The organism is uncultured Sphingomonas sp. (assembly GCF_913776855.1).
Taxonomy (GTDB): Bacteria; Pseudomonadota; Alphaproteobacteria; order Sphingomonadales; family Sphingomonadaceae; genus Sphingomonas.
Genome location: NZ_CAJYQD010000004.1, coordinates 31823 through 56576, shown reverse-complemented (window position 1 = coordinate 56576; position 24754 = coordinate 31823). Strand labels below are relative to the sequence as shown.

27 protein-coding genes are annotated in these 24754 nt (G+C 66.7%); 17 read left to right on the top strand and 10 right to left on the bottom strand.

Annotation, left to right across the window (positions count from 1 at the left end):
* The first annotated feature begins 237 nt into the window (after window positions 1-237).
* Entirely contained in the window at window positions 238-1707 is a 1470-nt protein-coding gene (locus tag QZ755_RS01220) for a lipopolysaccharide biosynthesis protein (RefSeq protein WP_294318749.1), read from the top strand.
* Here QZ755_RS01220 and QZ755_RS01215 read toward each other — a convergent pair.
* Window positions 1704-2651 carry a hypothetical protein gene (locus QZ755_RS01215; RefSeq protein WP_294318742.1) on the bottom strand — a complete coding sequence of 316 codons (948 nt, stop codon included), beginning with the start codon at window positions 2649-2651 and terminating at the stop codon, window positions 1704-1706. The genes QZ755_RS01220 and QZ755_RS01215 overlap by 4 nt on opposite strands.
* A gap of 45 nt (window positions 2652-2696) precedes the next feature.
* A complete protein-coding gene (locus QZ755_RS01210) occupies window positions 2697-3119 on the bottom strand; it encodes a CBS domain-containing protein (protein WP_294318740.1) in 423 nt (140 codons plus the stop codon).
* 89 nt (window positions 3120-3208) lie between these two features.
* Between QZ755_RS01210 and QZ755_RS01205 the strand changes: the two genes are divergently transcribed.
* Window positions 3209-3511 (top strand): hypothetical protein, encoded by a 303-nt coding sequence (locus QZ755_RS01205; protein ID WP_294318737.1) that lies wholly within the window; start codon window positions 3209-3211, stop codon window positions 3509-3511.
* 243 nt (window positions 3512-3754) lie between these two features.
* On the opposite strand, the gene rpmG is transcribed toward QZ755_RS01205, so the two are convergent.
* Complete coding sequence (rpmG, locus tag QZ755_RS01200) at window positions 3755-3922, bottom strand: 50S ribosomal protein L33 (RefSeq protein ID WP_055757016.1); 168 nt, start codon at window positions 3920-3922, stop codon at window positions 3755-3757.
* Between the two features lie 182 nt (window positions 3923-4104).
* On the opposite strand from rpmG, the gene QZ755_RS01195 reads away from it, so the two are divergent.
* The 5 genes from QZ755_RS01195 (at window position 4105) to QZ755_RS01175 (ending at window position 7513) form a co-directional block, all read left to right on the top strand.
* Complete coding sequence (locus QZ755_RS01195; RefSeq protein ID WP_294318736.1) at window positions 4105-4389, top strand: hypothetical protein; 285 nt, start codon at window positions 4105-4107, stop codon at window positions 4387-4389.
* 14 nt (window positions 4390-4403) lie between these two features.
* Window positions 4404-4964, top strand: coding sequence for a TMEM165/GDT1 family protein (locus QZ755_RS01190; protein WP_294318732.1), 561 nt, complete (start codon window positions 4404-4406; stop codon window positions 4962-4964).
* A gap of 107 nt (window positions 4965-5071) precedes the next feature.
* On the top strand, window positions 5072-5563 hold the full coding sequence (locus tag QZ755_RS01185) for a DNA starvation/stationary phase protection protein (RefSeq protein ID WP_294318730.1): 492 nt from the start codon (window positions 5072-5074) through the stop codon (window positions 5561-5563).
* Window positions 5564-5703: 140 nt separating this feature from the next.
* A complete protein-coding gene (locus QZ755_RS01180) occupies window positions 5704-5889 on the top strand; it encodes a DUF1328 family protein (RefSeq protein WP_242415128.1) in 186 nt (61 codons plus the stop codon).
* A 10-nt stretch (window positions 5890-5899) separates the two neighbouring features.
* Window positions 5900-7513 (top strand): cisplatin damage response ATP-dependent DNA ligase, encoded by a 1614-nt coding sequence (locus QZ755_RS01175; RefSeq protein WP_294318723.1) that lies wholly within the window; start codon window positions 5900-5902, stop codon window positions 7511-7513.
* A gap of 125 nt (window positions 7514-7638) precedes the next feature.
* Here the strand turns inward: QZ755_RS01175 and QZ755_RS01170 are convergent, their stop codons facing one another.
* The 3 genes from QZ755_RS01170 to QZ755_RS01160 are packed head-to-tail and all read right to left on the bottom strand — an operon-like array spanning window position 7639 to window position 9788.
* Entirely contained in the window at window positions 7639-8433 is a 795-nt protein-coding gene (locus tag QZ755_RS01170; RefSeq protein WP_294318721.1) for a glutaminyl-peptide cyclotransferase, read from the bottom strand.
* A 44-nt stretch (window positions 8434-8477) separates the two neighbouring features.
* The gene (locus QZ755_RS01165; protein WP_294318717.1) at window positions 8478-9428 is read right to left on the bottom strand and encodes a glutathione S-transferase family protein; all 951 of its coding nucleotides are present in this window, start codon (window positions 9426-9428) and stop codon (window positions 8478-8480) included.
* Between the two features lie 39 nt (window positions 9429-9467).
* A complete protein-coding gene (locus QZ755_RS01160; RefSeq protein ID WP_294318713.1) occupies window positions 9468-9788 on the bottom strand; it encodes a metalloregulator ArsR/SmtB family transcription factor in 321 nt (106 codons plus the stop codon).
* 83 nt (window positions 9789-9871) lie between these two features.
* Here QZ755_RS01160 and QZ755_RS01155 point away from each other — a divergent pair, with 83 nt between their 5' ends.
* Window positions 9872-10801 (top strand): acyl-CoA desaturase, encoded by a 930-nt coding sequence (locus QZ755_RS01155; protein WP_294318710.1) that lies wholly within the window; start codon window positions 9872-9874, stop codon window positions 10799-10801.
* On the top strand, window positions 10798-11256 hold the full coding sequence (locus QZ755_RS01150) for a hypothetical protein (RefSeq protein ID WP_294318708.1): 459 nt from the start codon (window positions 10798-10800) through the stop codon (window positions 11254-11256). The genes QZ755_RS01155 and QZ755_RS01150 overlap by 4 nt, the downstream gene beginning before the upstream one ends.
* Before the next feature lie 73 nt (window positions 11257-11329).
* On the opposite strand, the gene QZ755_RS01145 is transcribed toward QZ755_RS01150, so the two are convergent.
* Together QZ755_RS01145 and QZ755_RS01140 are read right to left on the bottom strand one after the other, a co-directional pair.
* Window positions 11330-11689 carry a bleomycin resistance protein gene (locus QZ755_RS01145; RefSeq protein ID WP_294318706.1) on the bottom strand — a complete coding sequence of 120 codons (360 nt, stop codon included), beginning with the start codon at window positions 11687-11689 and terminating at the stop codon, window positions 11330-11332.
* A gap of 120 nt (window positions 11690-11809) precedes the next feature.
* Window positions 11810-12646: a cold-shock protein gene (locus tag QZ755_RS01140; protein WP_294318756.1), complete on the bottom strand. Its 837-nt coding sequence runs from the start codon at window positions 12644-12646 to the stop codon at window positions 11810-11812.
* Window positions 12647-12853: 207 nt separating this feature from the next.
* On the opposite strand from QZ755_RS01140, the gene QZ755_RS01135 reads away from it, so the two are divergent.
* The 6 genes from QZ755_RS01135 to rpoN all read left to right on the top strand — a co-directional run bounded on the left by QZ755_RS01135 (window position 12854) and on the right by rpoN (window position 18129).
* On the top strand, window positions 12854-13669 hold the full coding sequence (locus QZ755_RS01135; RefSeq protein WP_294318703.1) for a TerC family protein: 816 nt from the start codon (window positions 12854-12856) through the stop codon (window positions 13667-13669).
* Between the two features lie 70 nt (window positions 13670-13739).
* Entirely contained in the window at window positions 13740-14360 is a 621-nt protein-coding gene (locus QZ755_RS01130) for a ribonuclease D (protein ID WP_294318702.1), read from the top strand.
* 9 nt (window positions 14361-14369) lie between these two features.
* Window positions 14370-15008: an LPS export ABC transporter periplasmic protein LptC gene (gene lptC, locus QZ755_RS01125; protein WP_294318698.1), complete on the top strand. Its 639-nt coding sequence runs from the start codon at window positions 14370-14372 to the stop codon at window positions 15006-15008.
* Window positions 15009-15014: 6 nt separating this feature from the next.
* Complete coding sequence (locus QZ755_RS01120) at window positions 15015-15557, top strand: LptA/OstA family protein (protein ID WP_294318695.1); 543 nt, start codon at window positions 15015-15017, stop codon at window positions 15555-15557.
* Between the two features lie 290 nt (window positions 15558-15847).
* Window positions 15848-16633: an LPS export ABC transporter ATP-binding protein gene (gene lptB / locus QZ755_RS01115; protein ID WP_294318691.1), complete on the top strand. Its 786-nt coding sequence runs from the start codon at window positions 15848-15850 to the stop codon at window positions 16631-16633.
* Window positions 16634-16638: 5 nt separating this feature from the next.
* Complete coding sequence (gene rpoN / locus QZ755_RS01110; protein WP_294318688.1) at window positions 16639-18129, top strand: RNA polymerase factor sigma-54; 1491 nt, start codon at window positions 16639-16641, stop codon at window positions 18127-18129.
* Window positions 18130-18499: 370 nt separating this feature from the next.
* Here the strand turns inward: rpoN and QZ755_RS01105 are convergent, their stop codons facing one another.
* On the bottom strand, window positions 18500-19171 hold the full coding sequence (locus tag QZ755_RS01105; RefSeq protein ID WP_055784663.1) for a glutathione S-transferase family protein: 672 nt from the start codon (window positions 19169-19171) through the stop codon (window positions 18500-18502).
* Window positions 19172-19216: 45 nt separating this feature from the next.
* On the opposite strand from QZ755_RS01105, the gene QZ755_RS01100 reads away from it, so the two are divergent.
* Together QZ755_RS01100 and QZ755_RS01095 are read left to right on the top strand one after the other, a co-directional pair.
* On the top strand, window positions 19217-19771 hold the full coding sequence (locus QZ755_RS01100) for a hypothetical protein (RefSeq protein WP_294318676.1): 555 nt from the start codon (window positions 19217-19219) through the stop codon (window positions 19769-19771).
* Window positions 19772-19794: 23 nt separating this feature from the next.
* Window positions 19795-20208 (top strand): hypothetical protein, encoded by a 414-nt coding sequence (locus QZ755_RS01095; RefSeq protein ID WP_294318673.1) that lies wholly within the window; start codon window positions 19795-19797, stop codon window positions 20206-20208.
* Between the two features lie 18 nt (window positions 20209-20226).
* On the opposite strand, the gene gltB is transcribed toward QZ755_RS01095, so the two are convergent.
* Window positions 20227-24753 (bottom strand): glutamate synthase large subunit, encoded by a 4527-nt coding sequence (gltB, locus tag QZ755_RS01090; protein ID WP_294318671.1) that lies wholly within the window; start codon window positions 24751-24753, stop codon window positions 20227-20229.
* Between the last annotated feature and the right edge of the window lies 1 nt (window position 24754).

The following is a 24754-nucleotide window of genomic DNA, read 5'->3' as shown; positions in this document are numbered from 1 at the left end:
AAAGAACAGACAAAGAAACCGGCGTCGCTCCGCTACCCCTCTTTAGGAAGGGCGCCTGCTTCGCCTTTTCAGTGTCTCAGCAGAAGCGAGTAACTCGCCCCGTCCGGTGAACAGCCCTCTACGGGGGGTCGCCCGAACCGTCAACGGCTTTTTGCAATTTTGTTTCGAGAAAGTTTCAGATTGGCGGAAATCCGCGGGTTTACGGCCTCTCAATTCCTGCGGTTACAAGGTGGTCCGATGGATAGTCCTGCCGAATCAACGCTTCCCCCGTCCGACTCGCTGCGCAAACAGGTGCGCCGTGCCGTCATCTGGCGCTCGGGAAGCCAGATCGTGGGGCAGATCGTGTCATGGGCGTCGACCTTTCTGGTCATCCGGCTGCTGACGCCAGGCGATTATGGCCTGGTTGCGATGACCGGGGTCGTCCTGCTGCTACTCAACATGCTGAACGGCCATGGCCTCGCCAATGCGCTGATCCAGCATGGTGAGGTATCCGCGCGTGAACAGCGGCAGGTATTCGGCATGTTGCTGCTGCTCAACATCGTGCTGGGCGGGCTGCAGTTCCTGTTCGCCCCCCTGGCCGCCGCCTATTACCATGAGCCGTTCGTCGCCGACCTGTTGCGGGTGCAGGCGCTGCTCTACCTTGCCACGCCGTTCAGTTCCTTTGCCTATGCGTTGCTCGCGCGGCGGATGGATTTTCACCGGCAGGCACAGGTCAACCTGCTGTCGTCGCTGGCCGGTGCGCTGGCGGCGATCGGCGGCGCCTATGCCGGCCTTGGCGTATGGACGCTGGTGCTGGCCCCCGCGACGCTGTTCACCACCCGCGCGATCGGGCTGATGATCGCGGCGCGGGCGTGGATGTGGCCAAGCTTCGACTTTCGCGGCGCAGGCCATCTTGCGCGCTACGGCGGGGTCGTGGCGGGCGCCAGCCTGTTGAGCTTTGCCCAGAGCCAAGCCGACATTCTCGTCGCCGGGCGTTCGTTCGATGCCCACGCGGTCGGCATCTACACCACCGCGCTGTTCCTGACCCAGATCTTCACCAACAAGGTCGTGCCACCGATCAACGAGGTCGCCTTTTCCGCCTATGCCCGGATGCGCGACGATCCGGCGGCGGTGGCGCAGGGATTCGTGCGCTCGGTCCGGGTGCTGATGCTGATCGCGGTGCCGTTCTTCATCGGGCTGGCGGTCACCGCCGGGCCGGCAGTGGCGATCGCGCTCGGCCCGAAATGGTCGGATGCCGCGCCGCTGGTCGCGCTGCTTGGCCTCGCCATGCCGTTCATGACCTTGCAGGCGCTCTTTCCCCCTGCCGTCGATGCGCTGGGCAGGCCCGGCACCACGGCGGGTACCACCGCGATCGGGGCGGTGGTGCTGCCGATCGCGTTCCTGATCGGGGCACGGTTCGGGATCGAGGGCGTAGCGGGCGCGTGGATCGTCGCGCACCCGCTGTTGCTGGGGATCGTCGCGGCGCGGGCGCTGCCGGTGATCGGGCTGTCGGCGGGCGACTTCGCGCGCGCGGTGGCGCCGGCGTTCGGCGCGGGCGCGGCGATGGCAGGCGCGGTAACGCTCGCCGCCCACCTCACCGGGCCACTGTCGCCGGTGCCGATGCTGGGGATGTCGGTCGTGGTCGGCGGCGCGGTCTATGCCGGGAGCCTGTGGGTCTTTGCCCGCAGCGCGGTGCTGGACGCCTGGGCGATGCTGCGCCGGTCCTAGCCCAGCCGGTCGATCGCGCCGCGGGTCGCCGCCAGATAGGCGTCGCCATGGAAGCGATAGGTGCCGATGAAGTGGACGAATGCCGGGTCGCCCGGAAACCGCGCCCGTCCGAACAACGCTGCGTTCCAGAAATTCCAGTAGCGGTCATAGGGCAGCAGCAGCGGATCATGGCCGTTGGCGACGACGAAGTTCGACGTCACCTGCTCGCTGCCCCAGCGCGACCAGCTGTCCCGCCCGATCGCCGCGTCCATCGCCAGCGACAATGCCTCGGCCAGTGCCCGCCCATGGCCGCCCGGCGCGAAGCCGGCAAAGCCCGCACAGCCCCGCACATAGCGCAGCGATCCATGGCCCGGCAGCGCGACCGACCCGATCGCCGCCTCCGCCGCGTCCTGCACATGCAGGGCGGGGCTGCGGGGATCGATATCGGCCGCGTCGCACGCCATGTCGGCGACGCTGCGCAGTTCGGCCCCCGCCTCACCGCGCAGCGTGAAGTCGCGGCCGGCATCGATCGCCGCGCGCACCTCGTGCAGGTCGCCCAGCGTCACCGTGTCCGAATCGGCCTGGATCACGTAGGAATCCGCGCGCAGGTCGAGGATGGTCAGCAACCGCTCCCATGTTCCACCGCGCGGACACGGCCCGGTATCGACATCATCGATATGCAATATGGTCGGATCGTTCAGGTGATGCGCCAGCACCGCGCGGTCGTCGGCGGTCAGCGTGCCGTCGTCGAGGATCACCGCCCGTCCGCGCCCCAGCTGTTGCCGGAGGGATTTCACCGTGACCAGATAGGGCAGCAGCACTGCCGACCCGATCATCGAGAACAGGATGACCCCGTCATCGCTGCGCGGGATCGGCGGGGTGTCCAGCACGCGCCGCGCCAGCCGGCGATGCAGCCGCTGCTTGACGTGCCAGTTGAGATGTTCGGCGATCGACGGTGTAGCCATGATGCCGCTTTATCGTGGCCGCCTTAACCGCCGGTCAACGCCCGCTCATGCCTGCCGGATATAGGCGCGCATCGCATTCGCCTCCGCCTCGATCCCGTCGATGCGGTGCTTGACCAGATCGCCGATCGACACGAACCCGACCAGCGTGTCGCCCTCCACGACCGGCAGGTGGCGAATGCGCCGCTGCGTCATCAGCGACAGCGCGCCCAGGATCGACGCCGTTGGCGGCACGGTGACCACCGGGCTGCTCATCCGCTCACCGACCGCCATATCCAGCGCGTCCGCGCCGACCTCGACCAGGGCATGGACCACGTCGCGTTCGGAAAAGATGCCGGCGACCTTGCCCGCGACCAGCACCGGTACCGCACCGATCCGGTGCTGCGTCAGCAGTGCCACCACGTCCCGCACCGGCATGTCGGCGCCCACCGACACCACATCGCGTCCGCCCGAAATCGCTGCGATCGTCATCGCCCTCTCCCTTTTCCCGGCGCGGCGGTTCGCTCCCGCATCGCGTCCACGACCTTGAGAATTCCACGCTTCGGCCCCATTGAAAAGCCATGGCGAACGATCTGGACGATCCCGACTATGCCGCCTTCGCGTGGGGCCGGTTTCGCTGGCTGCTGAAGATCATGGCCGGCGTGTCGACCGTGGCCGCGCTGGTCGCGCTGGGGGGTATCTGGTGGTGGGTCGGGTCGATGAACTGGATCGTCGCCGCCGCGACCATCGGCGGAGTCGGCGGATCGGTGATGCTGGGCGGCGCGCTGATGGCGCTGGTGTTCCTGAGCAACGGATCGGGCCATGACGCCGCCGTCGATGCGTTCAATGCCGATCGCGATCCGGGGCGGGATTCGCGGGGGTAGGCGACATCGTGGCTTTGGGTGCGACCCACCCTTCTCGTCACTTTCGCGAAGGCGGAAGTCCATATCCGCTGGCGCCGATGCTCCTGCCGAAACGATAGCGGCTATGGATTCCCGCTTTCAAGGGAATGACAATGGCGGCAACAGCGCGCCGTGCCCCCAAACGCGAAAACCCGCCGGGCGCCTTGTCGGCCCCCGGCGGGTTTTCGCGGTAAACGACCGGCCCGTAATCGGGCCGGCAAGCGCTTACTTGATCTTCGCTTCCTTGAACTCGACATGCTTGCGCACGACCGGGTCATACTTACGGAAGGTCAGCTTCTCGGTCTGGTTGCGCGGGTTCTTCTTGGTGACATAGAAGAAGCCGGTATCGGCCGAGCTGACGAGCTTGATCTTGACGGTGGTCGGCTTTGCCATGACCCAAAATTCCCTTGGGCATGACGCCCGCAAATGACAATGGAAAGCGACCCGCCACGACGCGGGCTGCTGCAAGTTGGGGGCGCATGGGGCAATCCGGCCCCTGAGTCAAGGCCGGACGCCTTCACCGGACCGTAACCTCTGCGGTGCAGGTTGCGAATCAAACGGTTGGAGAGGCGGCAATGCGGATCGAGTCGGTGCATATCGATGCGGAGCGGGCGATGACGAAGGGCGGCATGGCCCAGCCCTTTGCCGAGATCGAGGCGATTCGCGCCATCGCCACCGCCGAATCCAGCCTGCCCGCGCTGTCGGTCCTGGCGCTGGTCGATGCCGCCATCGCGCGGGGTGAGCGTACCTCGCTCCAAGAATGGACCGCGCTGGCGCGCGATGCGGTGCGGTGCGGGCGGAGCGATGTCGCCACGGCACAGGCCTATGCCGCCGCCTGCTCGGTCCGCCTCGCCGGCTGAGCCCGCCTGACGCGATGGACCCGCTACTCCCCGCGCTCGTCGCGGTCCTGCTGGCGGGGGTCGGCGATCGCCCTGCGCTGTTGAGCGCGATCCTCGCCGACCGGCACGGATCTTCCGCGACCCTTGGCGGCATCGTCGGGCAGGCGACCGGATTTGCCTTGGCCGCGACCGGTGGCACGCTGGTGGCGCCCTATCTCACGCCCAATGCGCGCAGCCTGCTGCTCGCGCTCGCGCTGCTGTCGGCCGGCGGCTCGGCGCTGTTCGCCGCGCGGATCAAGGACCGGCTGGACCATTGGCGGCTGCCCGGCTGGCTGACCGGGTTCCTCGGCCTCGGCATCCTCGCGCTTGGCGATCGCGGGCAGTTCCTCGTCTTCGCGCTGGTCGCGCGCACGCCCGATCCGGTGGCCGGCACCATCGGCGCGACCCTGGCCATGATCGCCCTGTCCGCCGCCGCCGCGACGCTGGGCGAGCGCGGCTGGCAATCGCTGCCGTTCCGCCTGCTCCGTCCGGTGACGGCGGGACTGTTGCTGCTCGGCGGCGCGGTCGTCGGCCTCGGCGCGCTGCGGCTGCTGTGATCCAGCCGGTCGATCAACCTATCCAGAAATTTCGGACAGATCGGATGGGAAAGATTCGGCAGCGCGATCGTTGCTGAACCGAATCATATCCAGCCGGAGATTTTCCCGTGACCAACCCCGCGCTCGACACCCCTACCGACCTGCCGAACAACAAGGTCGCCAGCGTCGCCGACGGCCTGAACGCCGCGCTCGCCGACTGCTTCACCCTGTATCTGAAGACGAAGAACTTCCACTGGCACGTCTCCGGCCCGCATTTCCGCGACTATCACCTGATGCTCGACGATCAGGCGGCGCAGATCCTGGCGGTAACCGACGTGATCGCCGAACGCGTGCGCAAGACCGGCAATACCTCGCTGCGCTCGATCGGCGACATTGCGCGGCGCACCGCGATCAAGGACAATGACAAGGACTTCGTGAAGCCCGACGACATGCTCGCCGAGTTGCGCGACGATAATCTCAAGCTGGTCGAACGCCTGCGCGAAGCCCGCGAAGCTGCCGAGGAAGCGGGCGACACCGCCACCAGCAGCCTTGCCGACGACTGGATCGACGAAGCCGAGGAACGCGCCTGGTTCCTGTTCGAAACCGCGCGCAAGGGCTGATCACTTCCGCTCGGCGTAATGAAAGCCCGCCGGTGCCATGCGCATCGGCGGGCTTTTCGGTGCGACGGGAACCCCGACCGTCCCCCACGCGCTACTGGGGCAACGGGGCGATCCTGCCCCATCGGAACGGGAACACCGCAATGTTGAAATGGGCCGTCATCTTTCTGGTACTGGGTCTGGTGCTGGGCGCGCTGGGCTTTGGCGGCATTGGCGGCGCGTTTGTCGGCATCGCGAAAATCCTGTTCTTCGTCGCCATCGCGATCTTTGCCGTCCTGCTGGTCCTCGGCCTGCTCGCCGGCAAGGGCGTGAAGAACGCCATCGACTAAGCTCCCAGCGATGCGCGCCTTTGCCGATCTGCTCGACCGGTTGATCTACACCCGGTCGCGCAACGCCAAGCTGGCACTGATCGGCGCCTATCTGCGCGACACGCCCGACCCTGACCGAGGTTGGGCGATCGCCGCCCTTACCGGCGATCTCGACATTCCGGCGGTCAAGTCCGCCACCATCCGCGCGCTCATCACCGAACGCACCGATTCGGTGCTGTTTGCGATGAGCCGTGATTTCGTCGGCGATACGGCGGAAACCGTCGCGCTGCTGTGGCCCGAACCGCCGCCGGGCAGCGTTGCCGACAGCGATCCGCTCACGCTCGACACCGTCGTCACCCGCCTCGCCGGCCTGTCGCGCTCCGATGCGCCCCGCGCGCTCGCCGACATGCTCGACCGGCTCGAATCGGACGAACGCTTCGCTCTGTTGAAGCTCGCGACCGGGGGCCTGCGCGTCGGCGTGTCCGCCCGCCTGGCCAAGACCGCGCTGGCGCAGGCGTTCGGCCTCGACGTCGATGCGGTGGAGGAGGTGTGGCACGGCCTTGCCCCGCCCTATGCCGAACTGTTCGATTGGGCGGAGGGGCGCGCCGAACAGCCGCACGCCGCCGACCTGCCGGTGTTCCGCCCGTTCATGCTCGCCCATCCGCTCGACGACGGCGTGGTCGACCTCGCCGACTATGCCGCCGAATGGAAATGGGACGGCATCCGGGTGCAGCTGGTCCATGTCGGCGGCGAAACCCGGCTCTACAGCCGCGCGGGCGACGACATCACCGCCGCCTTTCCCGAAGTCGCCGCCGCCTTTCGCACCCCCGGCGTCCTCGATGGCGAATTGCTGGTGCGGGGCCAGGGGCAGGGCGACGCGCTCCATGCCGACGACACCGGCGCCGCCAGCTTCAACGCGCTGCAACAGCGACTGGGGCGCAAGATCGTATCGAAGGCGATGCTGGCCGACTATCCCGCCTTCGTCCGCCTCTACGACATCCTGTTCGACGGGCCTGAGGACCTGCGCGAGCGCCCGTGGCACGAACGCCGTGCCCGGCTGGAAGCGTTCGTTCCCCGGCTCGATGCAGCCACGTTCGACCTTTCCCGCCTGATCGATGCCGTGACCTTCGCCGACCTCGCCGATATTCGCAGTCGCGCGCGCGATTCGGCGATCGAGGGGGTCATGCTGAAACGCCGCGACTCGCCCTATGTCACCGGGCGCCGGGTCGGGCTGTGGTATAAATGGAAGCGCGATCCGCTCGTTGCCGATTGCGTGATGATGTATGCCCAGCGCGGGTCGGGCAAACGCTCGTCCTTCTATTCCGACTATACCTTCGGCTGCTGGACCGCCGACCCGGCGCAGGGCGGCGAACTGTTGCCGGTGGGCAAGGCCTATTCGGGCTTCACCGATGCCGAGCTGAAGGACCTCGACCGCTTCGTGCGCCAGCATACCGTCAACCGCTTCGGCCCGGTGCGCGAGGTGGAGAAGACCCTGGTGCTGGAGGTCGCGTTCGATTCGATCCACGCGTCGAAACGCCACAAATCGGGCGTCGCGATGCGCTTCCCCCGCATCAGCCGTATCCGCACCGACAAGCCGGCGGCAGAGGCAGACCATGTCGCGACATTGCTGAAATGGGTGAGTTAGCGGCACCCAGTCCCGATTCGACCGCCGATAACGTCACCCCAGCGCAGGCTGGGGTCTCCCGGTGATAGGACGGGACAGGAGCCGCCGGATACCCCAGCCTGCGCTGGGGTGACGGTAGAGCGGAACTACTTCACCGGCTCCAACGCAATCTCGAACAGCGTCGGCCACCATTTCCCCGTCACGAACAGCCGCTTGCCCGCCGCATCCCACGCAATCCCGTTCAGCACCGCCTCCGGGTCGAGCAGCGGCCCCAGCTCGGCACGCAGCGGCGCCAGGTCGACCAGCGCATCGACCTCGCCGGTCGCCGGGTCGATCCGCACGATATAGTCGCGGTGCCAGATATTGCCCCACAGCTTGCCGTCGATCATCTCCAGCTCGTTGAGGTTATGCACCGGCCGGCCGTTGGCGGTGATCGTCACCCGCCGCTGCTCCCGGAACGTCTTCGGGTCCATGAAGCGCAGCGTCGGCGTACCGTCCGACAGAATCAGCGATGTGCCGTCGCTCGCCAGCCCCCAGCCCTCGCCCGCATAGCGCGCGCGACCGACTGCTTTCAACGTCTTGCGGTCCCAGCGATGCGCGATCCCGTCCTGCCACGTGATGCTGACCAGTTGCGGGCCATCGACCGCCAGTCCTTCGCCGAACTGCAACCCCGGCAGCTTCGTGCGCGCCAGCACCTTGCCATCGCTCAACCGCACCCGCCGCACGTCGGACACGCCCGGCTGGCCGGTGCTTTCGAACAGGCTGCCGTCCTGCCACACCAGCCCCTGCGTAAACGCGGTTCGGTCATGCGGATAGCGCGCGACGATTCGCGCGCCGATCGCCTCGACCGGGACCGGCACATGGGCGGCGGGGGGCGCGCCGGTCTGGGCGACAGCGGCGGTCGCGAGCGCGAGGCCCAGCGGCAGTGTCCAGCGGATCATGCGCATTCCTGTCGTCGCCCCATGCTTGCCACCGGCTGAACCGTTCAGAACGGCACCGCCGGCCCGGCCGGCACAATGCCGGTCGGATTGATGTCCTTGTGGCTGCGATAATAGTGCGTCTTGATCTGGTCGAGGTCGATCGTGTCGGCGACGCCGGGCAGCATGGCGATTCGTTCGGTCAACGCGCGCAGCCGCGGATAGTCGACTAGCCGCCGGACATTGCACTTGAAATGCCCGTGATACACCGGGTCGAACCGCACCAATGTCGTGAACAACCGCACATCCGCCTCGGTCATCCGGTCGCCGACCAGCCAGTCGCCGGTCAGCCGATCCTCCAGCCAGTCGAGCGATGTGAACAGCGCGACGACCGCTTCGTCATAGGCGCCCTGCGTCGTCGCGAAGCCGGCACGGTACACGCCGTTGTTCACCGTATCATAGACCCGCGCGTTGACCGCATCGATCTCGCTTCGCAGCGCGGACGGGTAATAATCGCCCGCTCTGGCGCCCAGATCGTCAAACGCAGTGTTCAGCATCCGGATGATCTCCGACGATTCGTTGTTCACGATCCGCCGGTCCTGTTTGTCCCACAGGACGGGCACCGTAACCTTTCCGGTCATCCCCGGACTGGCCATCGCATAGAGCTGGTGCAGGTGATCGACGCCGTTGACCGGATCGCCCGTCCCGCCGAACGCCGGCGCAAAGCTCCACCCCTGCGCGCCCATCAGCGGTCCCACGACCGTCACCGGCAGCATCGCCTCCAGCCCCTTCAGCGCGCGCACCACCAGCGTACGATGCGCCCAGGGACACGCCAGGCTGACATAGAGGTGATAGCGATCCGCCGCCGCCGGAACCCCCGCCCGCCCGTCGGGACCGGGCGATCCGTCACGGGTCAGCCAGTCGCGAAACCCGCTTGCCGCGCGCTGGAACGTGCCCGACGCATCGGTCGGCGCAACCGGGGTATCGTTGGTCCATGCCCCGTCCTGCAACATTCCCATCGGCGATCTTCTCCATCCTGATTGCCGGAAGGAACGCGTTCAGCCTGCGTCCGGGTTCCCGCTATCGCGCCGCGCCGCACTTTCGCGCTTGAGCGGCCGCCCCACCGGGCAGACTTCCAGTACGAACCCGTTCAGCGTGTTGGTCAGATTGTCGGGCACCAGCCGGTAATAGACGAACTGCCCGCGCTTCTCGCTGCTGACCAGCCCCGCCGATTCGAGGATCGAGAGGTGCTGTGAAATCGACGGTTTGGACATGTCGAACCGCGCCGCGATCTCGCCAGCGCTCAATTCCGCATGGGCCAGATAGGCAAGGATCTTGCGCCGGGGCACCGACGCCAATGCTTCGAACACGCGCTGCATGGCGCCACAGATAGGCACCGCGTGCCGCCTTGACAAACATGCTTCGTTATTTAGGTTATTTCCTAATTACCGAAGGGGGCGACATGGATGACCGTTCGACGCTGCGGATGAAGGCGACCGCGACCAGCAACGCCGTCCATGGGCAGGTGCGCTGGGCGCCGGGGCGATCGCTGTGGATCGGCGGCATGACGCTGGCCGCGCTGACCCTCGCGCCGTTCCATGTCACCTTTGGCAGCGTGGCGTTGTTCCTCGTGACCAGCGGCATCACGTTGTGCGCCGGCCACTCCGTCGGGCTGCATCGGTTGCTGATCCATCGCAGCTTCGTCGCACCGCGCTGGCTCGAACGGCTGCTCGTCTATTTGGGCACGCTGGTCGGAATGGCCGGGCCGCTCAGCATGGTCCGGCTGCACGACATGCGCGACTGGGCACAGCGCCAGCCGGAATGCCACCCGCTCCACGCCCATCGCGCCCCGATGGCGAAGGATGCGTGGTGGCAGATGCATTGCCGGCTCGACCTCGACCATCCGCCGCGCTTCGTGCCCGAACCCTATCTGCGCGACGACCGCTTCCTGCACTGGCTGGAGGCGAGCTGGATGGCGCAGCAACTCCCCTGGGCATTGCTGTTCTGGTCGATCGGCGGTCTGCCGTGGCTGGTCTGGGGCATACCGGTCCGTGTCGCGGTCGGCGTCACCGGCCATTGGCTGGTCGGCCACATCACCCATCGCACCGGTCCGCAGGGCTGGGTGATCGACGGCGCGGGCGTGCAGGGCCACGACCTGCCCGCCGCCGCCCTCCTCACCTTTGGCGAGGCATGGCACGGCAACCACCACGCCTTTCCCGAATCGGCGCGGCTGGGGATCTTGCCGGGCCAGCATGATCCGGGCTGGTGGCTGTTGCTGGCGCTGCGCCGGGTCGGCTGGGTCAGCGCGCTGAACGAACCGGCGCACCTGCCGCCGCGTGCGGGGCTGCGGCGGGTACATCCACGGCGGATCGCAAAAGGACAGGTCGCATGACCAGCGATATCGATCCGACCCCATCACTTGGCCACCGGGTGGCAATCCTCTGCCTCGTCGCGGTGGTCGGCGTAACCGTCAATGTCGTGCTATGGCAGTTGGGACCGATACTGGCCAATCCGCACATAGGCCTGCCCGCACATTGGCCCCCTCTATCCTTCTTCGTCCTGTGCATCGTCGTCGGATCGTTCCTCGCGATCCCGATGTGCCTCGCAGTCGGCCTGCCGCTGTGGAGGCTCGCCCAGCGTTGGCAGCGACACAGCCTGGCCGATGCGCTGGCGTTCGGTCTGGTTGCCGGCGCGATCATCGGCATCGTCATGGCACTGCCGGAGCTCGCCGGGGAGGCACCCTGGTCCGCGATCGATCGCAGCGACCTGTTCATGCTCGCGGGATATTGCGTTGCAGGCATGTGCGGGGGCGGGCTTGCCCACCGGCTCGGCTATCCGCAAACCTGAGTTGCTCCGTTCGGTTCGAGCAGCTGCGAGCTTGTCGAGAACCCCGGCCCGGCGAATGTACCAGCCGCACCTCTCAAGGATTCTGGATCAACCGCAACAACGAGCAATCGGGATCGAGCAGCGCCCCGATCCGCAACCCGTTCTGCGGCACCGGCGGCTGCAGCCGGGGAAAACCGGTGGCCTGCTCGGGCACCCCGGCGGCCTGCGCGATCGCATAAAAGGCATCGACATCATCGAGTCGCAGGCAGCTGCCATAGCCGCTGGTCGTCGGATCGAAGTCCGGCCATGCGAAGAACTCCAGCTGCAGGTCGCCGCGCGTCAGGATCATCCATCCCGAATCGCGCCAGCCCTCGACGAAGCCCAGCTTGGCATAAAAAGCCGACGTCACCGTAAAATCGCGCGACGGCAGGTTTGGCGTTGCCCGCTCCATCATCCGTCTCCCATGGCTGAGTAGGGCCGATCGGCGGGTGTGCCGCGGCACCGGTCCCAAACGAAAAAGGGCCGGCTATCCCAACGGACAGCCGGCCCCGATTTCATCGCCGAAGCGAGAACCTCACAGCTTGTTGAGGTTCACCGCTGCGTGCTTGCCGCGACGATCGACTTCCAGCTCAAATTCGAGCCGGTCACCTTCGTTGAGCGTCGGCAGACCCGCGCGCTCGACGGCCGAGATGTGGACGAATGCGTCCGGCTGGCCATCGTCGCGCTGGATGAAGCCGAAGCCCTTCATCGCGTTGAAGAACTTCACGACGCCGCTCGCGCGCTCGCCGGTCAGCTGCCGCTGCGGGCCGCCACCGAAGCCGCCGCCGCGGGGTTCCCGCGGTTCGCGCGGAGCGCCGCCGCCGGTGACTTCCATCGGCTCGCCGTCGATCTTGAGGTCGGTCGCCGAGATGCGGCCGCCACGATCGACGAGGGTGAAGCCCATCGGCTGGCCTTCGGCAAGGGCACTGAGGCCCGCCTGCTCGACGGCCGAGATGTGAACGAACACGTCTTCGCCGCCGTCATCGCGCACGACGAAGCCGAAGCCCTTCTGCGCGTTGAAGAACTTGACCACGCCGGTTGCCTCGCCGACGACCTGCGGGGGCATCCCGCGGCCACCGCCGCCGCCGCCACCGAAGCCACCACCGCCGCCACGGAAGCCGCCGCCACCACCGCCGCCGAAGCCGCCGCGATCACCGCCACCGAAGCCGCCGCGGTCGCCGCCGCCATAGCCGCCACCGAAGCCGCCACGATCACCGCCGCCGAAGCCGCCGCCACCGAAACCGCCACGATCGCCGCCGAAGCCGCCGCCGAAGCCACCGCCGCCGTAGCTGCCGCCTTCGTCACCAAAACCGTCGCGCTTGTCCCTGCCGCGCCCACCGCGCTCGCCGCGCCGTCCTCGATCGAAACTCATTGCCCTGTTCGTCTTCCCGGTTCGCCCAACTTCATCGTAAACCCAAGCGTCGAGCGAAAAACGCAGGTGTCCGGGCACCGCCAAACCGGGTGCCACTCCCCTGCCATAGCCTAAAACACCGCAGGCCCAAACCAATTTCGCCGCAGCAATGCGTCCCGTCGTCCCGAACCTTGTACAATTGTGGCGAAACCGGCACAGATTCGCCCCATGGATACCATTTTCGCACTTCTGACCGACCCCACCGCGTGGGCCGCGTTCCTGACGCTAGTCGTGCTGGAGGTGGTTCTCGGCATCGACAACCTGATCTTCATCTCGATTCTCTCGAACAAGCTGCCCGCGCACCAGCAGCAACTCGCGCGGCGAATCGGGATCGGGCTGGCGCTGGTCATGCGGTTGCTGCTGCTGTCGATGATCGCGTTCATCGTGTCGCTCACCACGCCGGTGTTCGACCTGGGCATTCAGGGCGCGGCCGACGGCTATGGTCGCCCGACCTTCGAAACCGCCTTTTCGTGGCGCGACCTGATCCTGATCGCGGGCGGGCTGTTCCTGGTGTGGAAGGCGACCAAGGAAATCCATCACACGATGGACGAAGAACCGAGCGGCGATACGCTGGACAAGAAGGGCGCGGCCGCGATCGGCTTCAGCGCGGCGATCGCGCAGATCGTCGCGCTCGACATGGTGTTCTCGATCGATTCGATCCTGACCGCGGTCGGCATGACCGACGAGGTACCGATCATGATGGCCGCCGTCATCGTGACCGTCGGGATCATGCTGGTCGCCGCCGACCCGCTGGCGCGCTTCATCAACGCCAACCCGACCGTGGTCATGCTGGCGCTGGGCTTCCTGCTGATGATCGGCGCGGTCCTGATCGCCGACGGCTTCGGCGTGCATGTGCCCAAGGGCTATATCTATGCCGCCATGGCCTTTTCCGCCGGCGTGGAGACGCTCAACATCGTATCGCGCCGGTCCAAGGCACGGAAACGCCTGGCGAGGGAAGCCATGGAACGCGAGGCTTCTCGTTGAGGCGTTGCCGGCACCGCAAAACTCGCGTGAGCGAGTTTGCAAACCCTGCTCCAACCGCTAGGCGCATCCGATGACCGTTTACTTCCACGAAGAAGACCTGCCCGCCGACGTCTTCGCGCCCGGTGCCGACATCGCCGTCGATACCGAGACGATGGGCCTCATCACCCCGCGCGACCGGCTGTGCGTCGTGCAGCTGTCTGACGGCGGCGAGGACCAGCATCTCGTCCGCTTCAACCCCGGCAGCACCTATGCCGCGCCGAACCTGAAGGCGGTGCTGGCCGACCAGACCCGCGTAAAGCTCTATCATTTCGGCCGGTTCGACCTGGCGGCGATCGAATATTATCTGGGCGTCGTCGCCGCCCCGGTCTTCTGCACCAAGATCGCGTCGCGGCTGGTGCGCACCTATACCGACCGCCACGGCCTGAAGGAGCTGGTCCGCGAACTGCTCGGACAGGATATTTCCAAGCAGCAGCAGTCGTCCGACTGGGGCGGCCCGGTCCTGTCGGAGGCACAGCGCGACTATGCCGCGTCGGACGTGCGTTTCCTTCACGCGCTGCGCACCGAACTGGCCAAGCGGCTCGACCGCGAGGGGCGTACCGAGCTGGCACAGGCCTGTTTCGACTTCCTGCCGCACCGCGCACGGCTGGACATCGCCGGCTGGCCGGAAACCGATATCTTCGCGCACATGTAAGGAAGCCCGATGTCGGACATCGCCCGCCAGGAACGAACGCGTCGGCAGCGCCGCGCTGCGCCTGGCAGCGCGCATGACCGGCTGATCGCGCTGTTGATGGTCGCCTTGCCGATCGCCATCGGCGTGCTGGCCGCGTTCCTGGTCATGGCGCCGCTGTTCATGCGTGGCGATACCAGCTTCGTCCTCGACAAGAACAAGGTCGATGTCGCGCAGGAACGGATGCGCCTGCGCGCCGCCGAATATCGCGGACAGGATGCTAAGGGACAGCCCTTCGTCCTCGACGCCGGCTCGGCAGTACAGAAGAGTTCGGCCGAACCGGTGGTGCAGTTGCAGCAGCTGGCCGCCGGCATCCGCCTGCCCGACGGTCCCGCCCGCCTCACCGCGCCGCGCGGACGCTATGACATGCGGTCCGAACAGGTCGATGTGCTGGGCCCGATCCAGTTCCGCGCGGCCAATGGCTACTCGCTCGACACCGTCAACGCGACCGTCGACCTGAAGACCCGCAAGCTGCAAAGCGGCAGCGCGGTCACCGGCACCACGTCGATGGGGAATTTCAGCGGCGACCGGCTCGATGCCGATCTCGAAGCGCGCACCGTGCGCCTGACCGGCAATGCGCGCTTGCGCATCGACCTCGCACGCACGAAATAGTCGCCCATGATTCGTTCCGCGCTCCCCGGCCTGATCGCCACTTTCGGCCTCCTTTCGATCGCGGGTTCGGCCCCGGCGCAGACGCGGCACGATTCGAACGCGCCGATCGACGTATCCGCCAACGCCATCGAACTGCAGGACAAGCAGCAGCGCGCGGTCTTCACCGGCGGCGCGGTGTTCCGCCAGTCGACCATGACGCTGACCGCCGACCGCGTGGTCATCGCCTATAGCGGGCAGATCACCGATGGCGCGCCACAGGCGACCCGGATCGACGCGACCGGCAGCGTAACGCTGACCCGGCCGGACCAGACCGCGAAATCCCGCTTCGCCGTGTACGACATCAACCGCCGCGTCGTGACGATGATCGGCGGGGTACGGCTGACGCAGGGGGCCAACACGCTGAACGGCGGGCGGCTGTCGATCGACCTCGACACCGGGCGCGCGACGATCGACGGATCGGGCGTCGGCAGCACCCCGGCGCCGGGCGGCGGCGTGCAGCAGAGCGGCGGGCGCGTTACCGGCCGCTTCTCGGTGCCCAAGCGGAATTAAGGCTTAGCGATCGAAACGCTTGAGCCGAACCGTCGCCCCAGCGAAGGCTGGGGCCTCAACCGGCTCCTGTCCCGCGCTACGACCAGGAGATCCCAGCCTCCGCTGGGATGACGCCTTGGGCAAAAGAACATGGATCGGACTTTGCGTGCAGCTGGCCCGGTTTTTACCGCACTCCCTGCCCGAACCACCGATCGACTCTTCCCTTTTCCGCCCATCCCCTGCAATAATCCTGCCAAAGTCGCGGCGCCAACGCCCCGATACCCATCGCCCAAGCGATCAGGACGTTGCCGATGCCCGACACCACCCTGTTGACCCCCGCCACCGAAGCGCGGCCCTTTGCCGAAATTCCGTCGGACCGTGGCCTGTCGGTCGTGTCGATCGCCAAGTCGTACGACAAGCGGGTAGTGCTATCCGACGTGTCGATGTCGGTCGGCCGCGGTGAGGTCGTCGGCCTGCTCGGCCCCAATGGCGCGGGCAAGACGACCAGCTTCTATTCCGCGATGGGCCTCGTAAAACCCGACGCCGGCCGCATCCTTTTGGATGGCGAGGATATCACCGCGCTGCCGATGTACCGCCGCGCAATCCTGGGCCTCGGCTATCTGCCGCAGGAAACCTCGATCTTTCGCGGGCTGTCGGTCGAAAAGAACATCCTCGCCGTCCTCGAACTGGCCGAACCGGACAAGGCGGCGCGGGCCGCGCGGCTGGAACAGCTGCTCGACGAATTCGGCCTTACCCGCCTGCGTGCCGCCTCCGCCATGGCATTGTCGGGCGGCGAGCGGCGGCGCGCCGAAATCGCCCGTGCGCTGGCGGCCAATCCGACGATCATCCTGCTCGACGAACCCTTCGCCGGCATCGACCCGATCTCGATCGCCGATATTCGCGATCTGGTGATCCAGCTCAAGTCGCGCGGTATCGGCGTCCTCATCACCGACCATAATGTCCGCGAAACCCTCGAAATCGTCGACCGCGCCTACATCATCTATGACGGTCGCGTGCTGTTCGCCGGATCGCCCGCCGAACTGGTCGCCGACGCCAATGTCCGCCGGCTGTATCTGGGCGAAGGGTTCGAACTCTAACCGCCATGAGCCTCGCCCCTCGCCTCGACCTGCGCCAGTCGCAATCGCTGGTGATGACGCCGCAGCTGCAGCAGGCGATCCGCCTGCTTGCGCTGTCGAACCTCGAGATCGAGGGATTCATCGCCGAAGAGGTCGAGAAGAACCCGCTGCTCGATTCCGGCGGCGGCGGCAGCGACGATGACGGCCCCGCCTACGAAGCCGCCGAACCGGTCGCGTCGACCGGCGAACCCGCCGGATCGGACGAATTGCTGGGCATCGGCGCGGCGAGCGGCGAATCGCTCGACCTCGATCTGGGCGACACCTTCCACCACGACAGCCCTTCGGATGGCGTCGGCTCCCTCGACGGCGGCTTGGGCCTCGCCGCGACCGGCGGCGGCGGGTTCGACGAGGCGCCCGACCTCGACGCCTTCGCCAGCGACGACATCTCGCTCGCCGACCATCTGCTGCAACAGGCGGGGACCGCCGTCGCCGGCGCCGACCTGTTCATCGCCAGCGCGATCATCGATCAGATCGACGAATGCGGCTATCTGTCCGGATCGCTGCTCGACATCGCGCATCGGTTGGGCGTGCCGCTCGCTCGCGTCGAAGCGGTGCTGGGGATCGTCCAGACCTTTGATCCCAGCGGCGTCGGCGCGCGCAGCCTCGCCGAATGCCTGACGATCCAGGCGAGGGAGGTCGACCGCTTCGATCCGTGCATGGCGCGGCTGATCGACAATCTCGACCTGCTCGCCCGCGGTGCGTTGCCGCAACTGCGCCGCATCTGTCAGGTCGATGAAGATGATCTGGCCGACATGATCCGCGAGCTGCGCGACTACGACCCCAAGCCCGGCTGCCGCTTCGGCGGGGAACGCACCCAGTCGGTCGTGCCCGACCTGTTCGTGGCACCGCGCAAGGATGGCTGGGCGGTCGAGATCAACGGCGCGACCCTGCCACGCGTGCTGGTCAATCGCGGCTATTTCGCCGAACTCAGCGCCAATGGCGACAAATCGTCCAAGGCATGGCTGTCCGACTGCCTCGCCAGCGCCAACTGGCTGGTCAAGGCACTCGACCAGCGCCAGCGCACCATCCTGAAGGTCGCGACCGAGATCGTGAAGCAGCAGGAGGCATTCTTCCGCCAGGGCGTCGCCCATCTCCGCCCGCTGACGCTGGCCAAGGTGGCGGAAGCGATCGAGATGCACGAATCCACCGTCAGCCGGGTGACCTCGAACAAATATCTCTCCTGCCCGCGCGGGCTGTTCGAGCTGAAATATTTCTTCACCTCGGCGATCCAGTCGGCCGATGGCGGCGAAGCGGTGTCGGCACTGGCGGTCAAGGACGCGATCCGCACGCTGATCGCGAACGAGGATCCCAAGAAGATCCTGTCCGACGACACGCTGGTCGAACTGCTCAATGCCAAGGGCTTCGATATCGCCCGGCGAACCGTAGCCAAGTATCGCGAGGCGATCGGGCTGGGATCGTCGGTCCAGCGGCGGCGGCAAAAGGCGCTGGGCGGGTAGGACTTTCCTACACGGGGCGGCGTCGCCATGATGGCCGGCGCTCTTTCCCACCATCCATTCGCGTCCGTCTACGGGCAAGGTCACGCACGCTGCAAAACGCGCACGAGTGTGAACTTAGTGAACTTTGAAACGTGCGTTTCCGCTAAATGATTGAAATCATTCAATCCCGTTTGGTTCGAGTAGCGATCGAGCCTATCGAGATGAACCAGGTGAACATGCCCCCGGCATGTTCAGGATTGTCCGGGCGGACAATCCGACCTGTTTCATCGTATCGAGAACGGGGTTCCGCTGGACAGGCGTTCTCGACGGACGCTTCTCGACAAGCTCGAAGCTGCTCGAACCCAACGGGGGATTTGGGGAGGGAAGACCCCTAAACGTCCAGCTTCTCGTAATCCGCCGGCGGCGGCACGCCTTCCATCCGCTCGGCCAGCAGCGGGCGGAAGCTCGGGCGGCTCTTCATGCCGACATACCAGCGCTTGGCCAGATCATGCGTCTTGAAGTCGATCCCGCCCAGATAGTCGGCAATCGAAATCTGCGCCGCCGCCGCGAGGTCGGCGAGGCTCATCGTCGCGCCGCCGATCCACTGCCGATGGTCGAGCAGGTAATCGATATAGTCGAGATGCTCGACCGCCGCCTTCATCGCCTCGCGCAGCACGCGGGTGTCGGGCGTCTGGCGGTGGACGATGCGCTTCTCCATCCGCTCCATCAGCAACGGACCCGTGATCTCGCGGTAGAATTGCGTGTCGAACCACGTCACCAGCCGCCGCTGTTCCGCCCGGTCGGCGGCGCTGCCGTTCAGCATCGCCGGCTTGTCGCCCGTCTCCTCGATATATTCGCAGATCGCCATCGAATCGATCAGCCGGATGCCGGCCGCATCGTCGATCATCACCGGGGTCTGCCCGGCGGGATTGATGTGCAGGAATTCGTCGCGCCGCGCCCACGGCGATTCGCGCACCGGCTGATAGCCGATGCTCTTTTCCGCCAGCAACAGGCGGACTTTTCGCGAAAAAGGACATAGCGGGAATTGCAGGAGCTGCCACATGGCCCCGTGTTAGGCGGCAGGCCCGCCGGGCGGAAGGGGATTCGTGTGGGGTTGCTCGCAAGCCTGTTGTGGTTGATCGCGGCGATCATGCTGGCGAACCGCTCGCCCCGCCCTTGGGTGCAGGCGGTCGCAGTGGTCTGCGCAGGGATCGCCGGCACGACGCTGCCCGATCTCGACCTGCTGCTGCCGATCGGCCATCGCAGCGGCCTGACCCATTCGCTGCTGCCGCTGGCGCTTGCGCTGTTCGCCACGGCGTGGCGGCCGGTGATGGCGGGCCTCGCGATTGGCATCGGCCTGCACCTTGCCGCCGATACGTTCCCCAACGCGATGCGGGGCTATGCGACGGTCAAGCTGCCCGGCCTCGATTCGCTCGGGGTCGCCGGCTCCTATGCGTGGCTGGGGGTGCAGGCAATCGTCGCGACGCTGGCCGGCGTGGGGTTGCTGGCGGCGGCACTGCCGCTGCGCTTCGCCCTTCCGACAGCGGCGGCGTTGGCGTTGGTCGGGATCGCCTATCTGTTCGCGACCGATGGCGGCTGGCCGGCGCTGGCCATCTATGCCGCGTTCGGCTGGCTGGCGGTCCGGCGGGGCCGGTCGAGCTAACCGGCTGGCAAGATTTTTCGGATATGCCCGATCGCATGGAAGCGACCTTTTCGATCGTCAACGACATACCCCATGGGTTGATGCGGATCACCATGGCCGGCTTTTTCGCGCCTGCCGACATCGCGCGCTTCATCGCGGCCCGCGACCGCGAACTCGCCGCGCTGCGCACGCGCCCGAACGAGCATCTTACGCTGGTCGATATTCGCGCCATGGACATTCAGGCGGCACAGAGCGTGGCCGCGTTCGGCCAGCTGCTGGCCGATCCGCGTACCGTTTCCCGCCGGATCGCCTTCGTCGTCGGGCGATCGCTGTCGGCGATGCAGATCCGCCGCGCCGCGCAGGGTCGCGACAGCCGCTATTTTGCGGAACCCGACGAGGCCGAACGCTGGCTGCTTGCCGATCGGCCTGCGGAACGAACGGCGTACCGGGCCGGCTGACCGACCCGGCACTCGCGATCAGGCGGCAACCTCCGCCTGCTGCGCCACCGCCGCTTCATCGCTCAACGGATGCGCCACGCGGGTCAGCATTTCCTTGGGCACAACCTGCCAGAAGTGCCGCTTCGCCCGGTCCCAGTCCTCGAGGATCGCACCCGACCAGCGGCTGTCGGTCATCGCGTGATGTTCGGCGATCAGCCCCTTCAGCACGCCTTCCCAATGCGCCGACGCCAACCGGTGGAGCGTGATATTTTCCGGGTTGTGGTTGCGTTCGAAGCTGGCGTCCTGGTCATAAATGAACGCCATGCCGCCGGTCATGCCCGCACCGAAGTTGGTGCCGGTCCGCCCCAGCACGACCGCGACGCCGCCGGTCATATACTCGCAGCCATTGGCGCCGCAGCCCTCGACCACCACGGTCGCGCCCGAATTGCGGACGGCGAAGCGCTCACCGGCCTGCCCCGCTGCGAACAGCTTGCCCGACGTCGCGCCGTACAGGACGGTGTTGCCGACGATGGTGTTCTCATGGCTCTTGAGCGGCGACGACACCATCGGGCGGACGGTGATGATCCCGCCCGACAGCCCCTTGCCGACATAGTCGTTGGCGTCACCGAACACCTCCAGCTTGATCCCCTTGCACAGGAATGCGCCCAGCGACTGGCCGGCGCTCCCGCGCAGGCGGACGGTGACATGCCCGTCGGCCAGCTTGCTCATGCCGAACTTGCGCGTGATCTCCGAGGACAGCCGGGTGCCGACCGCGCGGTGGGTGTTGCGCACCGAATAGGTCAGCTGCATCTTCTCGCCGCGCGAGAACACCGCCGCCGCATCCTTGATCATCTGCGCATCGAGGCTGTCGGGCACTTCGTTGCGGAAGGTCGACAGGCTGAAGCGCCGCTCGCTCTCGTCCGCATCGACCTTCGCCAGGATGGGATTGAGGTCGAGATCGTCGAGATGCTCGGCCCCGCGGCTGACCTGCCGCAGGAACTCGGTCCGCCCGACCACCTCGTCCAGCGATCGGACACCCAGCCGCGCCAGGATCTCGCGCACTTCCTCGGCGATGAAGGTCATCAGGTTGATGACCTTTTCCGGCGTGCCGGTGAACTTGGCGCGCAGCCGTTCGTCCTGCACGCACACGCCGACCGGACAGGTGTTGCTATGGCACTGGCGCACCATGATGCAGCCCATCGCCACCAGCGACAGTGTGCCGATGCCGAACTCCTCGGCCCCCAGGATCGCGGCGGCAACGATGTCGCGCCCGGTCTTGAGGCCGCCATCGGTGCGCAGCACCACGCGCCCGCGCAGGCCGTTCAGGGTCAGCGTCTGATTGACCTCGCTCAGCCCCATTTCCCACGGCGTGCCGGCGTACTTGATCGACGTCTGCGGGCTGGCACCCGTCCCGCCGACATGGCCCGACACGAGGATGACGTCGGCGTGAGCCTTCGCCACGCCCGCCGCGACCGTGCCGATCCCGGCCGAGCTGACCAGCTTCACGCACACCCGCGCCTTCGGGTTGATCTGCTTCAGGTCGTAGATCAGCTGCGCCAGATCCTCGATCGAATAGATGTCGTGGTGCGGTGGGGGCGAAATGAGCGTCACGCCGGGCGTCGCATGGCGCAGCTTGGCGATGAATTCGGTCACCTTGAAACCGGGCAGCTGCCCGCCTTCACCGGGCTTGGCGCCCTGTGCGACCTTGATCTCGATCTCGTCGCAGGCGTTGAGATATTCGGCGGTGACGCCGAACCGGCCCGACGCCACCTGCTTGATGACCGAATTGCCGTTGTCGCCATTCTCGTACGGCTGATACCGGATCGAATCCTCACCACCCTCGCCCGACACCGCCTTGGCACCGATGCGGTTCATCGCGATCGCCAGCGTCTCATGCGCTTCCGGGCTCAGCGCGCCCAGCGACATGCCCGGCGTCACGAAGCGCTTGCGGATTTCGGTGATCGCCTCGACCTGATCGATCGGCACGCCGGTATCGGGGAAGTTGAACTCCAGCACGTCGCGCAGATACACCGGCGGCAAATCCCGCACGCCCCGCGAAAACTGCATGTAGGTCGAATAGCTGTCGGTCGCGACCGCCGTCTGCAACAGGTGCATCAGCTGCGCCGAATAGGCGTGCGCCTCGCCGCCGCCGCGCTGGCGATAGAAGCCGCCGATCGGCAGGTTCACGACCGCGCTGTCGAACGCCGCGTCATGGCGCTGCGTCGCGTTGACGTGGAGCGAGTGATAGCCCTCGCCCGAAATCTTGGCCGGCATTCCGGGGAAGAAATCGTTGACCAGCGCGCGCGACAGTCCGACTGCCTCGAAATTATAGCCGCCGCGATAGCTGGAGATCACCGCGATCCCCATCTTCGACAGGATCTTCAGCAGCCCCTCGTCGATCGCGGTGCGATGGCGCTTCAGCGCCTCGTCCATGCTAATCTCGCCGAACAGGCCGCGACCATGGCGGTCGGCGATGGCGGCTTCGGCCAGATAGGCGTTCACCGTCGTCGCCCCGACCCCGATCAGCACCGCATAATAATGGGTGTCGAGGCATTCCGACGACCGCACGTTGATCGACGCGTACGACCGCAGCCCCTTGCGCACCAGATGCGTATGCACCGCCGCCGCCGCCAGCACCCCGGCGATCGGCACCTTGGTCGCGTCCAGATGCTCGTCGGTCAGGAACAGCTCGCTGCGCCCCTCGCGTACCGCCTGTTCGGCCTGCGCGCGGATGCGGGCGATGGCGGCGCGCAGCGCCTCCGGCCCCTCGCCCGCCGGGAAGGTGCAGTCGATCTCCGCCGCTTGGCTCCCGAAATGGCTCTTCAGCCGCAGCCAGTCGGTGTTGGTCAGCACCGGGCTGTTCAGCACCAGCACCGCACTGCCGCGATCGGCGGTGTCGAGGATGTTGGCGAGGTTCCCGAACCGCGTCTTGAGCGACATGACGTAGCGCTCACGCAACGGGTCGATCGGCGGGTTGGTGACCTGGCTGAAATTCTGGCGGAAGAAATGGCTGATGAGCCGCGGCTTGTCGGAAATGACCGCCAGCGGCGTGTCGTCGCCCATCGATCCGATGGCTTCCTTGCCGCCTTCGACCATCGGCGACAGGATCAGCTCCATATCCTCCAGCGTCTGCCCGGCGCACACCTGTCGCCGCGCGAGTTCGGCGCGGTCGTAGCGGAGCGGTTCGGCGCTGGCGGCGGGGAGGTCGTCGATGGTCAGGAACTTGGCGGTCATCGCGGCATAGTCCGCTTCGCCCGCGATCTTGTCCTTGATCGCGCGGTCCTTGTAGAGCCTGCCTTCGGTCAGGTCGACGGCGAGCATCTCGCCCGGCCCCAGCCGCCCCTTCTCGACCACCGTCGCTTCGGCGACCGGGACCATGCCCGCTTCCGACCCGACGATCAGCAGCCCGTCGCCGGTCAACGTGTAGCGCAGCGGCCTGAGCGCGTTGCGGTCGAGACCGGCGACCGCCCAGCGGCCATCGGTCATCGCCAGCGCCGCCGGGCCGTCCCACGGCTCCATCACGCTCGCCAGATAATCGTACATCGCGACATGCGCCGGCGGCATGTCGGGCGCACCCTGCCATGCCTCGGGCACCAGCATCAGCTTGGCGGTCGGCGCGTCGCGGCCCGAGCGGCAGATCGTCTCGAACACCGCATCCAGCGCCGCCGTGTCCGACGCGCCGGCCGGGATCACCGGCTTGATGTCCTCGCTGCGCTCGCCGAACGCGATGCTCGCCATCTTGATCTCGTGGCTGAGCATCCAGTTCTTGTTGCCGCGGATCGTGTTGACCTCGCCATTATGCGCGAGGCACCGGAACGGCTGCGCCAGCCACCATTGCGGGAAGGTGTTCGTCGAGTACCGCTGGTGAAAGATCGCGACGCGCGATTCGAAGCGTTCGTCGGTCAGGTCGGGATAGAAATCCGACAGGCTCTCCGCGAGGAACAGCCCCTTGTAGATGATCGAGCGGCACGACAGCGAACAGAAATAGAAGCCGGTGATCTGCGCGGCGATGATCCGCTTCTCGATCCGGCGACGGACGAGATACAGGTTCTTCTCGAACTCTGCCTCGTCCATGTCCTCGGGCGCCGGGCCGGCGATCATGATCTGCTCGATCTCGGGCCGGGTCGCCTGCGCCTTCATGCCGATGACCGACACGTCGACCGGCACCTGTCGCCAGCCATAGATCGACCAGCCCGCCTCGATGATCTCCGATTCGACCAACGTCCGGCAGGTTTCCTGCGCGCCCAGATCGGTGCGCGGCATGAACACCATCCCGACCGCGAGCCGCGCATGGAGCGGCTTGTGCCCCGATGCGGCGATCGCGTCGTCGAAGAAGCGGTGCGGCAGGTCGACATGGATGCCGGCACCGTCGCCGGTCTTGCCATCGGCATCGACCGCGCCACGATGCCACACCGCGCGCAGCGCATCGATCGCCGACTGGACGACGCGGCGCGACGGCTTGCCGTCAGTCGCGGCGACCATGCCAACCCCGCAGGCATCGCCCTCGAACTCGGGGCGGTACATGCCTTCGGTGGCGAGGCGGATGCGTTCGGATTCGAGGGTCATG